Origin of the sequence: Streptomyces sp. WZ-12 (genome assembly GCF_028898845.1) — a bacterium.
Lineage (GTDB): Bacteria > Actinomycetota > Actinomycetes > Streptomycetales > Streptomycetaceae > Streptomyces.
The window spans coordinates 5,544,782-5,565,673 of record NZ_CP118574.1 but is presented as its reverse complement, the minus strand read 5'-3'; the positions used below and the strand labels follow the sequence as shown (position 1 = coordinate 5,565,673).

Genomic DNA, 20,892 nt, shown 5'->3' with positions numbered 1-20,892 from the left:
CGGGTGAGCGGGATGAGGGCAGGGGTTGGGGTGGGGCCGCGGCGGGTGGCCAAGCCGCGGGTGGGGGTGGCGGCGGTGTTCCTGTTGCCGGCGTTGGTGGTGCTGGGGGCGCTGGTGGTGTATCCCATCGGGTTCTCGGTGTATCGGAGCCTGTTCGACGCGTCGGGCAACGGCTTTGTGGGGCTGGGGAATTACGGGGCGATGTTCTCGGACGAGGCCATCCGGACGGCGCTCGGGAACACGGTGGTCTGGGTGGTGGTGGCGCCGGCGGTGTCCACGGCGCTGGGGTTGGTCTTCGCGGTGCTGACCGAGCGGGTGCGGTGGGGCACGGCGTTCAAGCTGGTGGTGTTCATGCCGATGGCGATCTCGATGCTGGCGGCGGGGATCATCTTCCGGTTGGTGTACGACCAGGATCCGCAGCGGGGGGTGGCCAATGCGGTGTGGGTGGCGGTGCACGACACGTTCGCCAAGCCGGCGCCGTTTCCGGGGGCGAAGCCGCGGCCGGGTGCGGATCTGCGGCCGTCGGGCGGTGGGGCGTTCAGCACGCGGTCGGTGGCGCGGGCGGGAACGTCGGTGAATCTGCCGTTGGTGGCGGTGCAGCCGTCGGATGTGCGGGGGGCGCGGCAGGCGGTGCTCGCGCGTCCGCGGCCGGGGAAGGTCACCGGTACGGCGTGGCTGGATTTCACCCGTGGGGGTGGGGGGCGGCCGAACGTCATCGATCCGGGTGAGCGGGCGTTGGCGGGGCTGACGGTGCAGGCGGTGCGGGGCGGCCGGGTGGTGGCGTCGGCGGTGACGGGGGCGGAGGGGACGTATGTGTTGCCGGCGGAGGCGGCGGGGGCTCAACTGCGGTTGCCGGCGGCCAACTTCGCGGCGGCGTACAACGGGGTGGACTGGCTGGGGCCGGCGCTGGTCACACCGGCCATCATCGGGAGTTATGTGTGGATGTGGGCCGGTTTTGCGATGGTGTTGATCGCGGCGGGGCTGGCGGGGGTGCCTCGGGAGTTGTTGGAGGCGGCGCGGGTGGACGGGGCCGGTGAGTGGCAGGTGTTCCGCCGGATCATGGTGCCGTTGTTGGCGCCGGTGTTGGTGGTGGTGCTGGTGACGCTGATGATCAATGTGCTGAAGATCTTCGATCTGGTCTATGTGATCGCGCCGGGCTCCAGCCTGCGGTCGGCCAATGTGCTGGCGTTGCAGTTGTTCCAGTCGTCGTTCGGGACGGATGTGGACGAGGGGTTGGGCAGCGCGATCGCGGTGTTCCTCCTGGTGCTGGTGGCTCCGGTGATGTACGTGAATCTGCGCCGGATGCGGAAGGAGCGCCGCCGATGACCTCGTCGATCCCGGCCGTGGAGGGGGCCGCGGCGCCGGCCGGTCACGAGGTTGGTCGGCGGGCGCGCGGGGGTCCGTCATGGGTGGCGCGGTGGGCGGCGCGCGCCGGGGGCGGTGCGGTGCGGGTGTTTCTGGTGCTGGTGGGGCTGTTCTGGCTGATGCCATCGGTGGGGTTGCTGATCTCGTCGTTGCGCAGTCCGGCGGAGATCGCGGAGTCGGGCTGGTGGCGGGTGTTCGCCCGGCCCGCGCAGTTGACGTTCGACAACTACGCGGCGCTGCTGTCGAACGGGAAGGTGATGGGGTCGCTGGTGACCACGGCGGCGATCACCGTGCCGGCGACGGTGTTGGTGGTGGTGATCGGTTCGTTGGCGGGCTATGCCTTCGCGTGGCTGGAGTTCCCGGGGCGGGACGGCTGGTTCATGGTGGTGGTGGGGTTGTTGGTGGTGCCGGTGCAGGTGGCACTGATTCCGGTGGCGAAGCTGTTCGGTGCGGTGGGGTTGTTCGAGACGACGGCCGGGGTGGTGCTGTTCCACACGGCGTTCGGGCTGCCGTTCGCGGTGTTCCTGCTGCGGAACTTCTTCGCGGAGATCCCGCGGGAGCTGTTGGAGGCGGCGCGGCTGGACGGGGCGGGTGAACTGCGGTTGTTCACGCGGGTGGTGCTGCCGCTCGGCGGTCCGGCGATCGCGTCGTTGGGGATCTTCCAGTTCCTGTGGGTGTGGAACGACATGCTGATCGCGTTGATCTTCGCGGACAGCGGGCATCCGCCGATCACGGTGGCGTTGCAGCAGGAGGTGCGGCAGTTCGGCAACAACATCGACGTGCTGGCGCCGGGGGCGTTCCTGTCGATGGTGGTGCCGCTGATCGTCTTCTTCGCCTTCCAGCGGCAGTTCGTGTCGGGGGTGATGGCGGGCGCGGTGAAGTGACCGCGGCGTACGGGGCGGGTGGTGCGGGTTCCTGGGCCGAGCCATGACCGTTGTGGGAGGCGCCGCTCACCTTCCGTTCACGTTCCTGGCGGACGATGGCGGCCGCTTCGTGAAACGCATGGTGCGGCGGGGGTCCTCCTGGAGCCCGCCGCACCACGGCGCGGCGGCGCCGGGGGACGGCCCGCGGCCCCACGTCCGCACCGCGCCCGCGTGCCGTGCCTCGCCATCGATTCCCGACCGTCTGGAGACGGACCGCAGATGACTGCCGTTACCGCAGACCAGAGTGCCGACCAACTGCCGCGCCCCAGCCGGCTGTCCGAGGTCAAGGGGTGGTTCTTCACCGCCGATCAGCTCCTGTTCGACTGGTTCCTGCGCCAGCAGCAGGACCGGGAGGTGCCGGGCGACCTGCTCGAACTGGGTGCGTACATGGGCAAGAGCGCGATCTTCCTGGGGGCCCGGCTGCGCCCGGACGAGCGGTTCACGGTCTGCGACCTGTTCGACTCGCCGGCCGAGGACGCCTCCAACTCCAAGGAGATGGCGAAGTCGTACGCGACGCTGACCCGGCGGGCGTTCGAGGCCAACTACCTTTCGTTCCATGAGGAGTTGCCGGTCATCGTGCAGGGGTTGAGCTCGCTGGTGAGCGAGCACGTCGAGGCGGACAGCGTGCGGTTCGCGCACATCGACGCCTCGCATCTGTACGAGCACGTGCACGGCGACATCCTGGCGGTGCGGGAGCTGCTGCACGACCGGGGTGTGGTGGTGATGGACGACTACCGGGCCGAGCACTGCCCGGGGGTGGCCGCGGCGACCTGGCAGGCGGTGACGGGCCACGGGCTGCGGCCGATCTGTCTCACCGGCACCAAGTTCTACGGCACGTGGGGCGATCCGGAGCCGTACCGCAGCGCGCTGTTGGGGTGGCTGGCCGGCCGCGGTGACGTCTGGCACGAGGTGCAGCAGGTCAACGGTGCGCCGCTGGTGCGGCTGAGCGCCAAGGGGGCGAAGGAGCCGGCGCATCCGGTGTCGCGGCACCGGAAGTCGGAGGCCGAGCGGAAGCCGGCGGCGGCGCCGGTGGACCAGGAGTCGGCGGGGGCGGCCCGGTCGGCCGCGGCGCGTCCGGCCGGGCGTCCGGTGGTTTCCGCCGCGTCGGGCGGGGTGCTGCGCCGGGTCGCGGTGGACGTGCTGCCGCCGATCGTGACCCGGGCACTGGCGCGGGCCCGTCAGCGGTCGCGGGCGGCGCGCGGCTGAGGCGCGCGCGGGGCGGCGGGCCTTGGGGGCGCGCCGGCCCGTCGGTGGCCCGCGTCGGGGCACCGCGTCATCCCCGGGGCACCTGTGCGACCAGGACGAAGCAGTTGGCCGCGAGGACCCGCCCGGCGGTCCGGGGCAGCGGGTGGGAGTAGGTGCGCCGCACGGCCAGCCCGGTGGCCTCGGCGAAGGCCCGCAGCAGGGTGAAGTCGGTGAAGCGGACGGGTTCCGGGCCGGCGCGGTGGCCGGCCTCCTGGGCGGTGATCAGCAGCACCCCGCCGCCGGGCCGGACGTAGGGGACGTAGGCCCGCAGCAGCTCCTCGACCTGTTCGTCGTCGAGGTGTTCCAGGACGTGGGCGGTGAGCAGCGCGTCGAAGGCGCCAGGGCGGGCGTGCGGGCCGGTCAGGAAGGCGTCGGCGGTGTAGGCGGTCAGGCCGCGGGCGCGGCAGTGGGCGACGGAGCGCGGGTCGTGGTCGATGCCGACGCTGCCGGGGGCGCAGCCGGCGAGGGTGTCGCCGTCGCCGCAGCCGATCTCCAGGACGCGGCCGGGGCCGATCCGGCGCAGTTGCCGGGCGAACGGGGGCCGGGCGGGCCGCAGTCGGGCCAGTGCGCCGGGTTCGCCGGGGGTGGGGAGCCGGACGGTGGAGGCGGCGGGGGCGGTGCCGGTGGGGCGGGTGTGAGTGCCGGGGGCCGGGGCCGGGGCCGCGGTGTCGGGGCGGTCGGTGGCGGCGGAGCTGTCGGTTCGGCCGGGCATCGCGGGGCGGTCACCTTCCTGGTCGGCGGCGGGGGCGGTGCCGGTGTCCGGGCGGGGGCACCGGTCGTGCGGGTCGCGTTGTCCACGGTGTACGCCATGGCGCCGTCCGGACCGGACCGCCGCACCTTCGCCTCACCCTTTCAGCGCAGCGTCGGTGACCGGGTCGGCGATGGACGAGTTGAGGGACGAGTCGGCCGCATCGCCCCGTGTGCGTCCCGGGGTTGCTCCCGTGGTCCGCCCGTCCGGAAAGGCTCGTTACGCCCATGAAGCCTCGGCTCACCGTCGTCGTCCCGGTCCCGCGCGGTGTGGGGGCCGCGCGCCATGTCCAGGAGTGTCTGGCGTCGGTGGCGGCGCAGACGTTGGCGGAGTTGGACGTGGTGCTGGTGGACGACGGGCCGGCCAACGGGCCAAAGGGTCCGCCGGCGGCGGTGCGGCGGGTGGTGGAGCGCGATCCGCGGTTCCGGGTGGTGCACCACGAGGGCGGGGGCCTGGGTGGGGCGTGGAACTTCGGTGCCCGGCACGCGTTTCCGGACACCGGGTACCTGGCGTTCCTGGCGCCGGACGATGCGCTGCTGCCGCGGGCGTACGCGGACCTGGTGGGGCTGTTGGACGCGTCGGGGGCGGAGCTGGCGACCGGCAACGTCTACCGGTTGGGGCCGGCGGGCCGCAGCCAGTCGTCGGACCATCCGGCGGGCCGGGAGACGGCGCTGCGCACCCATGTCACCGGGGACCCGGCGCTGCTGCGGGACGGGCTGGTGGCGAACAAGGTGTTCCGGCGGGCGTTCTGGGACCGGCATCGATTCGCCTTTCCCGAGGGCGAGTTGGGCGACGAGGCGGCGGTGGCGCTGCCGGCGCACGTGCTGGCGGAGGCGGTGGACGTGCTGCACGAGCACGTCTGTTACCGGCGGCTGCCGGAGGGGCCCGAGCGTCGGCCGCGGCCGACGGCGCAGGCGGTGCGGGACCGGTTCGCGGCGGTGGCGCGGATGCGGGCGCTGCTGGCCGATCCGGCGCGGCCGGCGGGCGGCGGGCTGCGGGCGGAGTACGACCGGGTGCAGTTGACCGGGGGGCTGGCGGACCTGGTGGCGGCGGTGCCGGGGGCGACGCCGGAGGTGCGGACGGCGTTCCTGGACTGTGCGCGGGACTTCCTGGCGCGGACCGATCCGCGGCTGCTGCGGGCGCTCCCGGTGGAGTTGCGGATGCGCTGGTATCTGGTGCGGTCGGGTCGACTGGCGGACGTGGCGGCGCTGTTGGGGCACGAGGCGCGCAATCCGGGCGGGTTCGTGGTGGCGGGGCCGCCGCTGCGGCGGCGGGCGGTGTTGCCGCCGGAGGCGCCGCTCGCGCTGCCGGCGGGGGTGGTGCGGCTGTCGCGGGCGGACTTCCCGGTGCGGGCGGAGGTCCGGGAGGCGGTGTGGCGGGGCGGGGTGCTGCTGCTGCGCGGCTGGGCGTACGTGCGGAACCTGCCGGCCGCGACCCGGCACGGCGGTCTGCGGACGGCGGTGCTGTCGTGCGGGCGGCGGCGGATCGTGCTGCCGGTGCGGACGGTGGCGATGCCGGAGGCGACCGCGGCGTCCGGGCAGGAGCTGCACTGCTACGACTGGTCGGGGTTCGAGCTGCGGGTGGATCCGGCGCGGCTGTTGCGGAAGGTGCCGCCGCGCAGCGGCGACGTTGAGGGGATTGGGGCCTCCCCTGCTCGAACGGAGTTGAGAGCTTGGGGACGGTCGGGCGACGGGCGGGCCGAGTGGCGGGTGGAGCTGCTGTTGGCGTCGGCCGGGGTGGTGGTGGCGGGCGAACTGGCGGCGCCGGAGAGCGGGTCGGGGGCGGAGCCGTCCGGGTACGAGGGCGCGGGCGGGGTGTGGGTGGTGCCGCGGTATGTGGACGGGCGGCTGCGGATCGCGGTGGCCCGTCGGGTGCGGCGGTTGGCGGGGCCGCCGGTGGTGGCGGGCGGGGCGCTGGAGTTGGCGGTGGTCGCGCCCGGTCCGGCGCCGGTGGCGCTGCGGTTGACGCACCAGGGGACGGGGACGGTGGTGTCGTTCCCGGCGGAGGGGGCGACGGACGGGGGCGGTCGGTGTCTAGTCCGGGTGCGGTTGGACGCGTGGGACGCGGCCCGGCCGGTGCGGGACGGCGAGCCGGCCGCGGTGCCGCCGGCGCACACCGAAACCTGGCTGCCGGAGCTGGTGTTGGCCGACGGCGGGACGGACGTGGTGGCCTGTCCGTCGGGGACGGCGCCGGTGGCGCATCCGCTGCCGCACGGCCGGGAGGTGGTGGCGGCGGCCGCGACGGGCGGGGAGTTGGTGCTCCAGGACCGGGTGCCGCAGGCGTCGGTGGACCGGGTGGTGTGGCGGACGGACGGGACGCTGTTGTTGGCGGGGGCGCTGCCGGACGCCGCGCCGGCGGCGCCGGAGGTGGTGCTCAAGCACTCCGCGCACGCCGACGAGGTGGTCTTCGAGGCCGTGCACGACGACGGGCGGTTCCACTGCGCGTTGCCGCTCGCGACGCTGCCGTCGTGGGCCGGGGAGGTGCCGCTGCGGGAGGGCCGGTGGACGGTGCACCTGCGGGAACAGGGGGCGGTGGGCTCGCCGTTGGACCCGCCGGTGCGGTGCGTGCCGGCGGTCTTCGACGGGCTGCCGGTGTCGCGGACGGTGCGCGGCAAGCCGTTCGTGCTGGACCGGGTGCGCCGCGACGAGCTGTTCGTGGCGGCGGGTCCCGCGGTGCCGCCGGTCGATCGGGGCCCGTACCGGCGCCGGGTGCTGCGCGAGCAGCACTATCCGCTGCACCGGTCCCGTCCGCTGCGCGAGACGGTGCTCTACAGCAGCTTCGGGGGCCGGGCGTACGGGGATTCGCCGCGGGCGGTGCACGAGGAACTGGTGCGGCGGGGGCTGGAGGTGACGCATCTGTGGGCGGTGCGGGACGGGCAGACCGCGGTGCCGCCGACGGCCCGTCCGGTGATGGTGGGCAGCGCGGCGTGGCACGGGGCGTTGGCGCACAGCCATTGGATCGTCACCAACACGCATCTGCCGCGGTGGTTCGTGCGGCGGGCCGGGCAGCGGGTGATCCAGACCTGGCACGGGACGCCGCTGAAGCGGATCGGGGCGGATCTGATGGGGACGCTCTGCGAGGGGCTGGCGCATCTGGCGCCGCGGCCGCGGTTGGGCCGGCAGTGGAGCGTGTTGCTGTCGCCGAACGCGGCGAGCACCCCGGTGCTGCGGTCGGGGTTGGGCTTCGGCGGGAAGCTGTGGGAGACCGGGTTGCCGCGGACCGACGCGCTGCACGCCGCGGACCGGGACGAGGTGGCGGCCGCGGTCCGGGCGCGGCTGGGGATCGGGCCGGATCAGAAGGCGGTGCTGTACGCGCCGACGCCGCGGGACGACGTGGCCTACGACGCCTCGCACCACCGGCTGCACCTGCCGCTGGACCTGGACGCGGCGCGGGCGGCGCTGGGCGGGGACCATGTGCTGCTGGTGCGCAGCCATCCGCAGGTGCCGGACCGGTTGCCGGGTCACCACGCGCCGTTCGCGGTGGACGTGTCCTCGTATCCGGACGCCACCGAGCTGCTGTTGGCGGCCGATGTGCTGGTGACCGACTACTCGTCGCTGGCGGCGGACTTCGCGGGCACGGGCCGTCCGATGCTGTTCCTGACGCCGGATCTGGCGCACTACCGGGACGCGCTGCGCGGTTTCAGCCTGGATTTCGAGGCGCGGGTGCCGGGTCCGTTGCTGTCGTCGACGGGCGAGTTGATCGAGGCTCTGGGGGATCTGCCGGGAGTGGCGCGGGCGAGCGCGGGGGCGTATGCGGAGTTCCGGAAGCTGTTCTGTCATCTGGACGACGGCGGGGCGGCGGGCAGAGTCGCGGAGCTGATCCTTCAGTGAGCGGCCGGGCGCCGGGGAGGCGGACGGATCGGGCCGGTGGGCGGTGGCCGGATCGGCATCCTCCGGCGTCGGCGTCGTTACAGCATGTACCGGCGTCCTTGCGGGGCGTTCGCGCGGGTTAACGTACGGCGCTGTCCCGGGGCTCGGCGGGTTAAGAGACGGCAATGAGGCGGAAAAAGAGGGTGGCCGGTGCAACCGCTCGGTGGTTTTCGACCTCTGACCCTGATGAACAGGGGTCCGAAACCCGCTCGCGCCAAGAGCTGCTGTCGACACGAAATGTAGATTTAGTGACTGTGAATGAAGCCCTTGAGCCACAGCCTGGGCCTACCCTCACGCCCACCGCACAGGTCAGCGTCGTCGTCATCGCGTTCAACGACGCCGGGCACGTGGCCGACGCGGTGCGCTCCGCGCTCGCGCAGGGCGACGCCGTCGCCGAGGTGGTCGCGGTGGACGACGCCTCCACCGACGGCACCGGCGCGGCCCTGGACGCCCTGGCCCGCTCCGAGCCGCGGCTGCGGGTGCTGCACCGGGGGGAGAACAGCGGTGGTTGCGGGTCCCCGCGCAACGACGGGGTGCGGGCCGCCGCCGGCCGCTTCGTGATGTTCCTGGACAGCGACGACGTGCTGCCGCCGGGCGCGGTGCCGGCCCTGCTGGCCGCGGCGCAGAAGCACGAGGCGCCGGTCACCGCGGGCGCCTGTGTGCGCCGGGAGCTGCCGGCCCGCCGGGACGTCCCCTGGCAGCCCGGCCTCTACCGCGAGCCGACCGTGCACGACAGCCCGGACGCCGCGCCGCAGTTGGTCCGCGACACCCTGTGCGTCAACAAGCTCTACGACCGCGCCTTCCTCATCGACCACGGCATCGCCTTCCCCGAGGGCCGCTACCACTACGAGGACTTCGTCTTCACCGCCCGCGTGCTGGCCGCCGCCCCGAAGATCGCCACCGTCCCCGACACCGTCTACGTCTGGCACGTCCGGCGCGCCGCCGCCAAGCAGTCGATCTCCCTGGACCGCAAGGACGTCGCGAACTGGCGGCAGCGCATCGAGGCGCACCGCACGGTCCTGCGGACCCTGCGCGATGCCGGGCGCGACGGTCTGGCGCGGGCCGCGGCCACCAAGTTCCTCGACCACGACCTGCGGATGTACGTCCGGGAGCTGCACACCCGCGGCGCGGACTACCAGGGCGAGTGGTGGCGGCTGACCCGCGAGCACCTGGCGTCGTTCGAGGAGGCCGAGCTGCGCGCCGCGCACGCCCCGGCCCGCTGGCTGGCCCGGGTCGTCCTGGCCTCCTCCGCCCCGCGCGACCTGGACCGGCTGACCCAGCTCGCGGCGCGCCCCGGCCGGCTGTTGCCGCCGTACCCGACGGGTCCCGACGGCGGCCCGGTGTGGTCGACGGACCTGCCCCAGGTGCGCCTGGACGGCCTGGTCGCCGAGGACGGGGTGGACGCCGCGGACGAGGACGTGCCGGGCTTCGACGCGTCGCCGCGGCTGCCGGTGACGGTGGACGCCGATCCGGTGCTGGGCGCCAGCGGCGGTCTGCTGCGGCTGCGCGTGCACGACCTGTACGGCACGGTGGCCGCGGCCGGCCCGGTCAGCGTCGAGGTCGCGCTGCACCGGCGGCGCGACGGCCGGCCCGGCCCCGTCTACACCGCCACCCTCACCCCCGCCGCCGACGGCACCGCCTGGACGGCGTCGGTGGGGCTGGACCTCGCCCCGCTGATCGAGCTGCCCGGGGCACGGCCCGCCGACCCCGAACCATGGGACCTGTCGGCGCGGCTGACCTGCACGGACGGCACCACGACCGGCGTCGGCCTGCGGGCCGTGGGCAACGGTCTGACGCGTCGGGTGCTGCCCAGTCGGCGCCATGTGGTGCTGCTCGCCCAGCCGTACGCGACGACGGGCGGAGCCCTGTCGTTGCGGGTGGCGTCCGGGCCGCGCAGCGTCTGGCGGATCGCCGCCCGGAAGCTGCACCGCTGACCCGGGCACCCCTGTCCCTCTGTTCCCAGCCTAGGATTGGCGCTATGTCTTACCTGATCACGGGTGGTGCCGGTTACATCGGCTCCCATGTCGTAAGGGCCCTGCGGCAGGCCGGCGAGTCGGTTGTCGTCCTCGACGATCTGACGACGGGCGTCCGCGCCCGGGTGCCGGAGGACGTGCCCCTGGTCGTCGGCTCGACGCTCGACCGCGCGCTGCTGGACGCCACGATCGCCGAGCACGGCATCACCGACGTCGTCCACCTGGCCGCGAAGAAGCAGGTCGGCGAGTCCGTCGAGCTGCCGCTGCACTACTACCGCGAGAACGTCCACGGTCTGCAGACGCTCCTGGAGGCGATGGCCGCCGGTGGCGTGCCGCGGCTGGTGTTCTCCTCCTCCGCCGCCGTCTACGGCATGCCGGACGTGGACCTGGTCACCGAGGACACGCCCTGCGTGCCGATCAACCCGTACGGCGAGACCAAGCTGGTCGGCGAGTGGATGGCGCGGGCGGTCGGCAAGGCCCACGGGATCTCCACCGCCTGCCTGCGGTACTTCAACGTCGCCGGCGCGGCCACCCCGGAGCTGGCCGACACCGGCGTCTTCAACATCGTCCCGATGGTCTTCGAGCGGCTCACCCAGGGCGCCGCGCCGCGCATCTTCGGTGCCGACTACGACACGCCCGACGGCACCTGCATCCGCGACTACATCCACGTCGCGGACCTCGCCGACGCCCATGTCGCGGCCGCCCGGGCGCTGGCCGAGCCGGGCCCGGTGCGGGACCTGACGCTCAACATCGGCCGGGGCGAGGGGGTTTCGGTCCGCGAGATGGTGGACCTGATCGCCGAGGTCACCGGGCACCAGGGCGTGGTGCCCGAGGTCACCCCGCGGCGCGCCGGCGACCCGGCCCGCGTGGTGGCGGCCGCCGACCGGATCACCAAGGAGCTGGGCTGGCAGGCCCGGTACGACGTCCGCGACATGATCACGTCGGCGTGGGCGGGCTGGCAGCACCACGCCTGAGCCCCGCCGGGGCCGACGCCCGGATCCGCCTGCGCACCGCCCGCCCCCGTCTTCCGGGGGCGGGCGGTCGTGCGTGGTGCGGCCGGCGGTTCAGCCCGTCGGGCGCTGGCGCCAGGGGTGGACGAAGTCGTGCAGGGCCCGCCGCGCGGCGGGGGCGAGCACCGGCTCGTTGGTCGGGGTCCCTGCGGGGTGCAGAAAGTGGTCGAGGCCGGGCAGCACCCGCAGCCCGGGCCCGGTGGTGCGGGCCGCGGCGAGGGCGGCGCGCAGCGGCCAGGTGGTGCGGCACGGCACGTTGGCGTCCGCCGTGCCGCAGGTGATCAGGGTGCGGGTGCCGGGCGCGACGCCCCGGGCGACGGACGGCGGGTAGAGGGCGTCGTCGCTGCGGACGAAGTCCGCGTTGACCGGCCCGAAGACGCCGCCCAGGAGGGTGGCGAGGGAGGGCAGCAGGCCCGAGGTGTCGACCGGGCGCCCGGCGCGGAAGTCGGCGATGGCCCTGGCGATGTCGCGCTTGTTCAACTCCGCCTGTGCCGGCGTGAGATGGCCGGCGGCGACCTCCTGGTCCAGGCCGTCCGCCAGTTGGAAGTCCAGCATGTCCAGCAGGCGCAGGTCCTGCGGGGCGAGGAGCGCGAGGCCGGCGGGCTTGGCCGTCACCGCGCGGTCGACGAGCAGCGCCTGGAGCCCGCCCTCGCTGTGTCCGACCACGAGCGGGGCGCGCGGATCGGCCTCCGGTTGGGCGCGCAGGGCGCGGTAGGCGGCCACGGCCTGGCGGGTGTAGGCGGCCATGTCGGGGGCGCGGTGCCGGCCGCCCAGGCCGGTCCGACCGGTGCCGTACTTGTCGAACCGCAGGCTCATCACGCCGTCCCCGCCGAGGGCGCCCGCGAGCAGGGACAGGGTGTGCGGGGTGTGGGCGGGCGGTTGGTCGCCGTTGCGGTCGGTCGGTCCGCTGCCGGGGATCAGCAGTGCCGCGGCCAGCTTGCGGCCGGGCCGGTGGGCGGGGATGTGCACCGTGCCGTAGGCGGTGGTGCCGTCCGCGGTGAACTGGATCTCGCGGTCCGCTGCGGGCACGAGGGCGGCGGCCCGCGGGGCGGCGGACGCGGGCGTCGCGCTGAACGCCGGGCCGGCGACGGCGGCGGCCGCCGCCGCGAGCGCGGCGAGCACCCTGCCGCGCCGGAGCGTGCGTGAACGCATGGATTCCCCCTGTGAGTTGAGGCGGCGAGCCGGAACGTGCTCTCGCCACTTGTTCTAGCTTTTATAGAACAAGTGGCTGCCGGGCGGCTACCGGAAGAGCGCCGAGAACGCGCCAAAGTCACGGAACACGCAACGGCCGGGCCGCTCCGCCTCGTTCGGCGGAACGGCCCGGCCGGGTCCGGTCGTCAGCGGCGCGCGCCCGGCACCGTGAGGGTCAACGGGCCACCGCCGTCGGCGACTTGGACCGGGAGCTCGCGGCGGAGGGCGCCGGCGGTGAGGCGGAGGGTGACCCGCCAGTCGCCCGGGGGGCCACCGCGCAGGCGGGCGTGGGCGCGGTAGCGGTCGCCGGCGGCGCGCTCGACGGTGGTGCGCAGGGCCACGGTGCGGGTGGCGTCCCGCAGCACGAACTGGAGGGTGGCGTCGACGGGACAGCCGGGGAGGGTGAGGCCGGCGGCGACGGTGGTGCGGCCGGTGCGGGTGCGGGCGGCCGTGCCGTGCAGGTCGGCGCCGAGCGGGCGGCGGGCGCCGTCGTGGTCCAGGTCCAGGTGGAGGTGGCCGTGCGGGGAGGAGAGGAACAGGGCGGCGACGGTGGGACCTTCGGGGCCGTGGCTGATGACGCGGGGGGCGGTGTCGGTGACCGGGCCGCCGCCCTCGGGGACGAGCCAGACCTCGCGGCGCAGGGCGGGGGCCGGGGCGTCGGCGGCGTCCGGGGTGCCGTGCGCGGTGATCCCCAGCTTCAGCGCCCAGACGCCGTCCGCCAGAGGGGCGCCGCCGGCCGCGGTGGCCGGGTCGAGGGCGGCGTGCCAGGTGTCGCCGTCGGGGTCGTAGGCGGCGGGGATGCGGTGGTGGGCGCCGCTGCGGTGCAGGACGAGTTCGACGGCGTCGGCGCCGACGGTGCGCAGGGTGGCGGTGCCGCGGAGGTGGAGGAGGCCGCCGATCCACTGGACGCCGTCGAGGCACTGCCGGACCGTGATCCGGTCGGTGAGGTCGAAGAGGGTGTCCGGCAGCGGGTGGTCCGCGTCGCGGAAGTGCGGGTAGGCGGCGTAGGCGCGGCCGTCGTCGAGGCGGGGCGGGCCCAGGGTCCGGTCGGGGCCGGCGTCGGCGGCGACCACGGCGTCGAGTTCGGCGTCGAGGCCGGCGCGCAGGCAGTGGGCGCGCAGCCGCAGGCCGGGCGGGAGGGCGGCGAGCACCCGGTCGGTGAGGTAGGCGTCGACGAGGGGGCGGGCGGCCTCGCGCATGGCGCGGCGGCCGGTCTCGTCCCGGGCGAGGTAGGGGGCCGCGAACGGCATGAGTATCTCGCCGTGGAAGTGGCGGATCAGGAGTCTGTCGCGGTCTTGGCCGGGCGGGACCTCGGCGGCGAGGTCGGCCAGGACGGTGCCGATGTAGGCGAGGTAGGCGGGCCAGTCCATGTCCTGGCGGGAGGCGTTGCTGTCGTCGTCCCGGCCGTGCAGGTAGTAGCAGTCGTAGTCGGCGAGGACGGAGACGACCTCGGCGCGCAGCAGGGCGGTGATCCCGAAGGGGAGGTCCTCGGCGAGCAGGCGGCCCTCGACGAAGCGCAGCCCGTGGCGCTCGACGAAGGAGCGGCGGAAGAGCTTGTAGGCGGCCAGGGTCCAGTAGACGGGCGAGTCGTAGATCGAGACGCGGGGGCTGGTGGTGCGCAGGTCGACGGGGGCGCCGCGGCCGCCGGCGCCGACGATGCGGCCGTAGACGACGTCGGAGCCGTGCTCCTCGGCCATCGCGACCAGGCGCTCAAGGGCCTCGGGGCCGAGGTGGTCGTCGGAGTCGAGGAAGAAGACGTAGTCGCCGGTGGCGTGCTCCAGGCCGACGTTGCGGGGCTTGCCGGCGCCGCCGGAGGGCGGTTGGTGGAGGACGGTGAGGTGGGGGTGGGCGGTGGCGGCCTCGTCCAGCCAGGCGCCGCTGCCGTCGGTGGAGCCGTCGTCGACGGCGATGATCTCGATGCGGTGCCGGTCGAGGGTCTGGGCGAAGACCGAGCCGAGGCTGCGGTCGAGGTACCGGCGGGTGTTGTGGACCGGCACGATCACGGTGACGGTCGGCGCTGCGGGGCGCTGGTCACCGTCGTCGACGGCGGTGTTCTGGGGCACGGGAAACGTGGCCTCCGTTCCTTTCTGCGGGTCCTCGCCCTACCCCACCCCCTCCGGGGTAAAACGGACTAACGCGACATCAAGCCAGACAACTCGTTCGCTGCCTGTCTGTGCGCGGACTGCGCGCCGACCTGGAAGGAGCGCGGTGAGCCTGACACCTTCCGCACCCCAAGAGGGGGTCCGGACCCCGGAGGTTGCCCGGACCCCACCCGGCGCGACGCGCGCCACACCCGCGGCCCGGGCCCGGCGCCTGGCCTCCCCCGGCCTCGCGGCACTGCTGTCCATGGGAGCGTACTGCCTGGCCCTGGCCGCCTACGGCGGCTACCCGTTCGGGCCGCGCTCCCGCGCCGTCAACGACCTGGGCAACCAATTCGTGCCCTTCCACGCCCGGTTGTGGGACCTGCTGCACGGCACCGCCCGCGGCGACCTGCTCTTCAACTGGGGCAGCGGGTACGGCGTGCCCTTCCTGGCGGACTTCGTCACCTATCTGCTGAACCCGTTCTCGCTCCTGGTGGGCCTGTTCCCGCGGGCGCTGGTGGACCTGCCGGTGTTCCTGGTGACGCTGCTGAGCATCGGGCTGGGCGCGGCGCTGATGACCGTCCTGCTGGGGCGGCTGCGGCCCGGGCCGGGCGCGCTGCGGGCGCTGCTGGGCCTCGGGTACGGGCTGTGCGGCTGGGTGTTGAACGACGGGCACGCCGACCCGATGTGGATGTGGGGGCTGGTCTCGCTGCCGCTGCTGGGGATCGCGGCCGACTGGTGCCTGCGGCGGGTGCACTGGGTCGCCGGGACGCTGCTGGTGGCGCTCGCCTGGGCCGGGAACTTCTACACCGCGGCGATGGCCACCCTGGCGACCGGGCTGGTGTTGGCGGTGCGGCTGCTGACCGGGGACGGCGTACCGGGCGGGGGTGGGCGGGTAGCGCCCTCTTCTGGAGGCCGGGTGGTGGGCCGGGCGGCGGCGATGGCGGCGACTGGGATCGCGCTGGTCGCGCCGGTGCTCACCGTGACGTTTCGGGCCAGCCGGGCCGCGCAGCCGCCGCCGGAGGCGGTGTACGGGGGCGCGCCGCCGCTGCTGGATCAGTTGGCGCGGCTGCTGTCGGGCGGGCACGGCGGGGCACCGGCGCCGAACGTCTTCGTCGGGGTGCCGGCGCTGCTGCTGGTGGCCGCCTTCCCGTTCGTCCGGGCGGTGCCGGCCCGGGCCCGGATCGGCTGGTCGCTGCTGGCGCTGGGCATCGGCGCCTCGTTCGTCTGGAAGCCGACGATCCTGCTGTGGCACGGCCTGGCGCTGCCCAACGGGAGCCCGTACCGGGCCGGGTTCGCGCTCGGCGGGGTGCTGGTGATGATCGCCTGGCTGGCGCTGGCGGCCCGCCCGCGGGGGCGGGAGCTGGCCGCGGGGGCGGCGTTGGTCGCGCTGCTGCTGGTGTGCTGCCGCAACCGCGGGGTGATGGGGCCGGCGGCCTGGGTCGTGGTGGTCGGCGTCGGGGCGGTGGTGCTGGCGGCGCTGCCGGCGCGGGACCGCCTCGCCCGGCGGCCCCGGGCGCGGGCGGCCCTCACCGCGGCGCTGCTGTGCGCCGGCACCCTCAGCGCGGCGTACACGGCGTTCACGGTGACCACCGAGCGGGCCCAAATCCCCTGGTTCCGGCCGAAGTTGACGCTCTCCCCGGGGGCGCTGGCGACCCGCCGGGGGCTGACCGCCCGCGACGACTGGCCGCGCTCCCGCACGGACCCGGGCCCGCACGAGTTCGCCGACAACGACCCGCTGCTGCTCGGCGGCGAGGGCGGCGCCTACTACAGCAGCTACGTGCCCGCGGCGACCGCCCGGACGCTGCACGGGCTGGGCGCCGGCTGGTACATCCGAGGGCGGCACACGCTCAGCTTCGAGGACCCGGTGGGGCAGGCGCTGCTGGCGGTGCGCAGCGCCCAGATGCCGCCGGTGCCGGGCGGCGGGCCGCGCGGCGCCTACGTCGTCGAGCGGGGCCGGCCGGCGCCGCTGCTGACCGTGCGGCGCGGCCCGCTGCCGGCGCCCGGCACCGCCCCGGACACCGTCTTCGCCCGCCAGGAACGGGTGTTGGGCGCCCGGGTCTACGAGGTGCCGCGCCTGACGCCCGGCCCGGGCCCGGCCCCGCAGCCGGCCCCCGGCGGCTGGCTGCTGCCGGACCGGCCCCTGCCCGCCGCGGACGCCGGCGCGGTGACCGCGCCGAGCACCGGGACCGCCTTCACCGTGCACTGCACCCCGGGCGGCCTGGCGCTCTGGTACGCGCCGTGGTTCGCCGGGGAGGTCACCGGGCCGGGCGGGCCGACCCGGGCGGTCGGCCGGTGGGACGTCACCGCCAATCCGCTGCGGCGGCTGGGCACCGTGCCGGCCGACGGGACGGTCACGGTGCGCTTCGCCGGGCCCGGCCACCCGTACGTGCCCGAGCGGGCCGTCGGCTGCCTCGCCCCGGGCCGGCTGGCCGCGGCGGTGCGCTCCCTGGAGGGGCCGACCGAGCTCACCGCGGGCGGCCACGACCTGACGGCGACGCTGCGCCCGGGGGCCGCCGGGACGGCGGTGCTCGCCCTGCCGGCGGTGCCCGGATGGAGCTGTTCGGTGGACGGCGGGCCGGCCCGCGCTCCCGGGACGCTCGGCGGGCTGATGGCCGTCCCGCTGCGCGCCGGCGCGACCCGGCTGAGCTGCGCGTACGCCCCGCCGGGGCTGACCGCGGGGCTGGCGGCCGGCGGGGCCGGGGCGCTGACGCTGGCCGCGGTGGCCGGCGTCGCGGCGACCCGCCGCGGCCGCCCCCTCGCCCGCACCGCATGCCCGAATAGTGCGTTTCACCCTAATTTGTAAAACTGCCTTCCAGGGGACGACCACCTCAGCCGTCCCCTGACCCCGGCGAAAAGGCCCGCTCATGAAGCTCTCCATCGTCGTCCCCTGCTACAACGAAGAAGCCGTGATAGGCCGCTTCGACGAACAGCTCCGCGCGGTGCTGAGCGGCCTCGCCGTCGAGTACGAGCTGTGCTACGTGGACGACGGCAGCCTGGACGGGACCCTGCCCCGGTTGCGCGCCCTCGCCCACCAGCACCGCGGCACCACCCGCTACCTCTCCTTCAGCCGCAACTTCGGCAAGGAACCGGCGATGTTGGCCGGCCTCAGGGCGGCCACCGGCGACGCGGTGATCATCATGGACGCCGACCTCCAACACCCGCCGGAGCTGATCGAGAGGATGCTCGACCTCTACCAGCTCGGCCACGACCAGGTCATCGCCCGCCGCAGCCGGGACGGCGACCGGCGCCTGCGCACCGTCCTCAGCCGGCTGTACTACCGCGCCGTCAACACCTGGATCGACGTCGAACTGGTCGACGGCGCGGGCGACTTCCGGCTGCTGTCCCGCAAGGCGGTGGACGCACTGCTCTCGCTGCCCGAGTACAACCGCTTCTCCAAGGGGCTGTTCTCCTGGATCGGCTTCGACACCGTCAGCTTCGACTACCGCAACGCCGCCCGGGGAGCCGGCGAGACCAAGTGGCGCTTCGGCTCCCTGGTCAACTACGGCATCGACGGGATGATCTCCTTCAACTGCCGCCCGCTGCGCGCCGCCATCTACGCCGGCCTGGGCCTGGCCTTACTCGCCGCGCTCTACGCCCTGTGGGTCGTCGGCGCGGCCATCGTCGGCGGGGTCACCGCGCCCGGCTACGTGACGCTGGTGGCCATCGTGGTCGGGCTGGGCGGCCTGCAGATGGTGATGCTCGGGCTGATCGGCGAGTACATCGGGCGGATCTACTACGAGACCAAGCGGCGGCCGCACTTCCTGGTCAAGGAGAGCGACGGCGCCGCGCCCGCCCCGGTGCACGCGCCGGCCCCGTCGGGGACCGCCGCCGTCGGCCCGCGGCCCCGCTGATGCGCGGCCCGGCCGCGGCCCTCCCCTGGGGCCAGGTGGTCCGGTTCACGGCCGTCGGCGTCGTCAACACCGGGACGTTCTACGCCTGTTACCTGCCGCTGCACCGGCTGCTGCCGTACTTCGCCGCCTACACGACCGGGTTCGTCCTCAGCCTGGTCGGCTCGTTCTTCCTCAACACCTACTTCACCTACCGCACCCGCCCCACCTGGAAGAAGTTCCTGCTCTTCCCGCTGACCCAGGTCACCAACTACGCGGTGCAGAGCGCCGGTCTGGTGGCGCTGGTGAGCTGGCTGGGGATGGACAGCGTGGCGGCGCCGCTGGCCGCGGCGCTGCTGGCGCTGCCGGTCACCTTCGTGGTCTCCCGACGGATCCTGCGGCCCCCGGCCCGGCGGGGCGCCGCGGCCGGTCAGCCCGAGTCGCCGGTGCGCTCCGGCGACCCGGCCTGAGCCCGCCAACCCTGGAACGGTGCGGTCTGCCCGGCCTTGGCCTGCCGGGCCGCGTACAGCCGGCCGTCGTTGCCGAGCGCGACCACCACCGCCCGGCCGGCCGCGTCGTGCGCCACCCCGGCCGCCGCCGAGTGCGGTAGCCGGCAGCGCTGCCAGGGCTTGGGCCCGGCCTGGGCCATCGCCACCCGGACGTCCCCGGCGTCGTCCCGGGCGGCCAGCACCATCCGGTCGGCGCCGCCGGCCGGCGCCAGCGCCACCCGTCCGTAGCCGCCGGCCCGTTCGCACTGCCCGGCGACCCGCCAGGTGCCGAGCGCCCGCTGCCGCTCCGCGAGCAGCACCCGCGCGGTCCCCGACTGCCGGTAGGCGATCCGCACCAGCCCGCCGGCCAGCGGGACGACGCTGATCGGCCCGCCCGGCTCCGGCAGCCCGGTCGTCGCGCCCGGGCGGGGCGCGGCCCCCGGCTCCTTGGACACCCAGTGCTGCACCGTCCGGACGCTCGGCGCGACCAGGTGGACCAGCCCGTCGGAGTCCACGCAGGCGTCGATGCCGTCCACGATCTGCGGGGACGCCTTGAGGGTGCCAACGCCGGCCGGCCCCTCCAGCCGGTCCCACGGCGACCACTGCCCGCCGTGCGGCCCGCTGCGGTGGCCGATCCCGCCGTCCCAGGTCCGCACGAAGAGGTGCACGGTGCCGTCCGGGGCGGCCACCGCGGCCGGGAAGCCGATCTCCAACGACCGGACCGGTTCCGGGTCCGGCGAGCCCAGCGACTCCCACGGCCCGAAGGCCGGCACCCCGTCCCGCCCGGTGCCGGTCTGCCGCGCGGCGACCAGCTCGCGGCGGTGTTCGGTGCCCGGCCCCGGCAGGATCGTCCGGGAGGCGAAGAGTTGCAGGGCACCGTCCGGGTGCCGCACCACGTGCACCTGCCCCTGGAGCAGCTCCCCGCCGATCCGCACCGGGGCGCCGAACCGCCCGCTGCCCGGCCGGGTCTCCGCCCAGCCGTACGCGGCACCGGCGAGCACCGCGAAGGCGGTCAGCCGCCCGTCCCCGGCCGGTCGCACCCAGGAGTTGGAGCCGGGGGCGCGCAGCCGGGTGCTGCGGGTCCAACTGCGCGGGCTGCCGTTCAGGGCGGTGCCGCCGACCTTGCGGTCGCCGCAGCCGGCCGGGTCCGCGCAGCGCCGGTGGTCGGCCCAGCCGTAGATGTTCAGCGTCCCGGCCTTGCGGCGGACCGTGGAGGGGTCCAAATCGCCCGGCAGCACGCCGAGTTCGTAGCCGAGGTAGCTCTCCACGACGGTGCGGACGGGGCGGCCGCGGCCCCAGTAACGGGCCAGCGCGGCCTGGGTGAAGTGGGCGGAGGCGGTGTGGTCCTGGTGGTCGAGGTAGCGCAGGCCGGCCAGTCGGGGATCGGGGGCCGGCAGCGGCTTCTTGTCGGAGTGCACCGCGTTGGGGTCCAGGGTGCGCACGACGGTGGGCCGGACCCAGTCCAGGACCGCGACCAGGGTGTCGGTCACCTCCTCGCGGCGGTAACGGAACTGCCGTTGGACGGGGCTGCCCTCGGGGCGCAGCGTCGGCAGCGCGTCGACCACCCCGAGCCAGAGGCCGCGCAGGCTGGTGGCGCGCGGCTGGTAGACCGCGCGGGCCTCGACCAGCTCCACGAAGACCAACTGGTGCTGCGGGGCGGCCCGTAGGGTCTGCACCTCCACCTGGAAGCCGGGCAGCAGGGTGCGGGCCTCGGCGTCCCAGACACTCCCCAGGTCGCCGGTGGCCATCTTGGCGTGCGCGGCGAGCAGCCCGTTGGTCCTGGCCCGGGCGAACGCCGACCGGTCGGGGACCACGTGGTCGTGCAGGGCGGTGTGGTTGGGCGCGTTCCGGCCGTCGGACTCGCCGCCGGTCAGACAGACCGTGACGATCCGGGCGCCGCTGCGGATGGCCTGCTGTAGCCCCGGGTTCATGAAGAACAGCCCGTCGTCGGGGTGCGCGATGACATGCAGGAACACCTGCTCGTCCGGCTCCTCGGCGGACTCCTGCTCGCGGGCCGGCGGGGGCGGGCGGGTCGCGTCGGGCGAGAGCCAGGCCCACACCCCGGTGCCCGCGGTGCCCGCGAGGACGACACCGCCGGTGGCCTGAAGCAACCGGCGGCGGGAAATCGACGCTCCTGACGGTCCTGACCGGGGCACGTGACCAGTATTT

The 20,892-nt window shown here is 75.0% G+C and carries 13 protein-coding genes; 9 read left to right on the top strand and 4 right to left on the bottom strand.

Annotated elements, in window-relative coordinates; translation table 11 throughout:
• The first annotated feature begins 12 nt into the window (after window positions 1-12).
• The 3 genes from PV796_RS24075 (at window position 13) to PV796_RS24065 (ending at window position 3,494) form a co-directional block, all read left to right on the top strand.
• A complete protein-coding gene (locus PV796_RS24075) occupies window positions 13-1,326 on the top strand; it encodes a carbohydrate ABC transporter permease (protein WP_274915442.1) in 1,314 nt (437 codons plus the stop codon).
• Window positions 1,323-2,249 carry a carbohydrate ABC transporter permease gene (locus tag PV796_RS24070; protein WP_274915441.1) on the top strand — a complete coding sequence of 309 codons (927 nt, stop codon included), beginning with the start codon at window positions 1,323-1,325 and terminating at the stop codon, window positions 2,247-2,249. Before PV796_RS24075 ends, PV796_RS24070 begins: the two co-directional genes overlap by 4 nt.
• A 258-nt stretch (window positions 2,250-2,507) precedes the next feature.
• Window positions 2,508-3,494 carry a class I SAM-dependent methyltransferase gene (locus PV796_RS24065; RefSeq protein WP_274915440.1) on the top strand — a complete coding sequence of 329 codons (987 nt, stop codon included), beginning with the start codon at window positions 2,508-2,510 and terminating at the stop codon, window positions 3,492-3,494.
• 67 nt (window positions 3,495-3,561) lie between these two features.
• Here PV796_RS24065 and PV796_RS24060 read toward each other — a convergent pair whose 3' ends face one another.
• The gene (locus PV796_RS24060) at window positions 3,562-4,245 is read right to left on the bottom strand and encodes a class I SAM-dependent methyltransferase (RefSeq protein WP_274915439.1); all 684 of its coding nucleotides are present in this window, start codon (window positions 4,243-4,245) and stop codon (window positions 3,562-3,564) included.
• A gap of 263 nt (window positions 4,246-4,508) precedes the next feature.
• Here PV796_RS24060 and PV796_RS24055 point away from each other — a divergent pair, with 263 nt between their 5' ends.
• The 3 genes from PV796_RS24055 to galE all read left to right on the top strand — a co-directional run bounded on the left by PV796_RS24055 (window position 4,509) and on the right by galE (window position 11,097).
• Complete coding sequence (locus PV796_RS24055; RefSeq protein WP_274915438.1) at window positions 4,509-8,111, top strand: bifunctional glycosyltransferase/CDP-glycerol:glycerophosphate glycerophosphotransferase; 3,603 nt, start codon at window positions 4,509-4,511, stop codon at window positions 8,109-8,111.
• Between the two features lie 293 nt (window positions 8,112-8,404).
• Window positions 8,405-10,084 carry a glycosyltransferase family 2 protein gene (locus tag PV796_RS24050; RefSeq protein ID WP_274915437.1) on the top strand — a complete coding sequence of 560 codons (1,680 nt, stop codon included), beginning with the start codon at window positions 8,405-8,407 and terminating at the stop codon, window positions 10,082-10,084.
• Between the two features lie 44 nt (window positions 10,085-10,128).
• Window positions 10,129-11,097, top strand: a complete 969-nt coding sequence (gene galE / locus PV796_RS24045; protein WP_274915436.1) for a UDP-glucose 4-epimerase GalE — start codon at window positions 10,129-10,131, stop codon at window positions 11,095-11,097.
• A 90-nt stretch (window positions 11,098-11,187) separates the two neighbouring features.
• On the opposite strand, the gene PV796_RS24040 is transcribed toward galE, so the two are convergent.
• On the bottom strand, window positions 11,188-12,285 hold the full coding sequence (locus PV796_RS24040) for a serine aminopeptidase domain-containing protein (RefSeq protein WP_274915435.1): 1,098 nt from the start codon (window positions 12,283-12,285) through the stop codon (window positions 11,188-11,190).
• A 185-nt stretch (window positions 12,286-12,470) separates the two neighbouring features.
• Window positions 12,471-14,387 carry a glycosyltransferase family 2 protein gene (locus tag PV796_RS24035; RefSeq protein WP_274915434.1) on the bottom strand — a complete coding sequence of 639 codons (1,917 nt, stop codon included), beginning with the start codon at window positions 14,385-14,387 and terminating at the stop codon, window positions 12,471-12,473.
• 145 nt (window positions 14,388-14,532) lie between these two features.
• Here PV796_RS24035 and PV796_RS24030 point away from each other — a divergent pair, with 145 nt between their 5' ends.
• The 3 genes from PV796_RS24030 to PV796_RS24020 all read left to right on the top strand — a co-directional run bounded on the left by PV796_RS24030 (window position 14,533) and on the right by PV796_RS24020 (window position 18,705).
• On the top strand, window positions 14,533-17,211 hold the full coding sequence (locus PV796_RS24030) for a YfhO family protein (protein WP_274915433.1): 2,679 nt from the start codon (window positions 14,533-14,535) through the stop codon (window positions 17,209-17,211).
• A 61-nt stretch (window positions 17,212-17,272) separates the two neighbouring features.
• On the top strand, window positions 17,273-18,259 hold the full coding sequence (locus tag PV796_RS24025; RefSeq protein ID WP_274915432.1) for a glycosyltransferase family 2 protein: 987 nt from the start codon (window positions 17,273-17,275) through the stop codon (window positions 18,257-18,259).
• On the top strand, window positions 18,259-18,705 hold the full coding sequence (locus tag PV796_RS24020) for a GtrA family protein (RefSeq protein ID WP_274915431.1): 447 nt from the start codon (window positions 18,259-18,261) through the stop codon (window positions 18,703-18,705). The genes PV796_RS24025 and PV796_RS24020 overlap by 1 nt, the downstream gene beginning before the upstream one ends.
• On the opposite strand, the gene PV796_RS24015 is transcribed toward PV796_RS24020, so the two are convergent.
• Complete coding sequence (locus PV796_RS24015) at window positions 18,666-20,834, bottom strand: PIG-L family deacetylase (protein ID WP_274915430.1); 2,169 nt, start codon at window positions 20,832-20,834, stop codon at window positions 18,666-18,668. The two genes, PV796_RS24020 and PV796_RS24015, sit on opposite strands and share 40 nt — an antisense overlap.
• Between the last annotated feature and the right edge of the window lie 58 nt (window positions 20,835-20,892).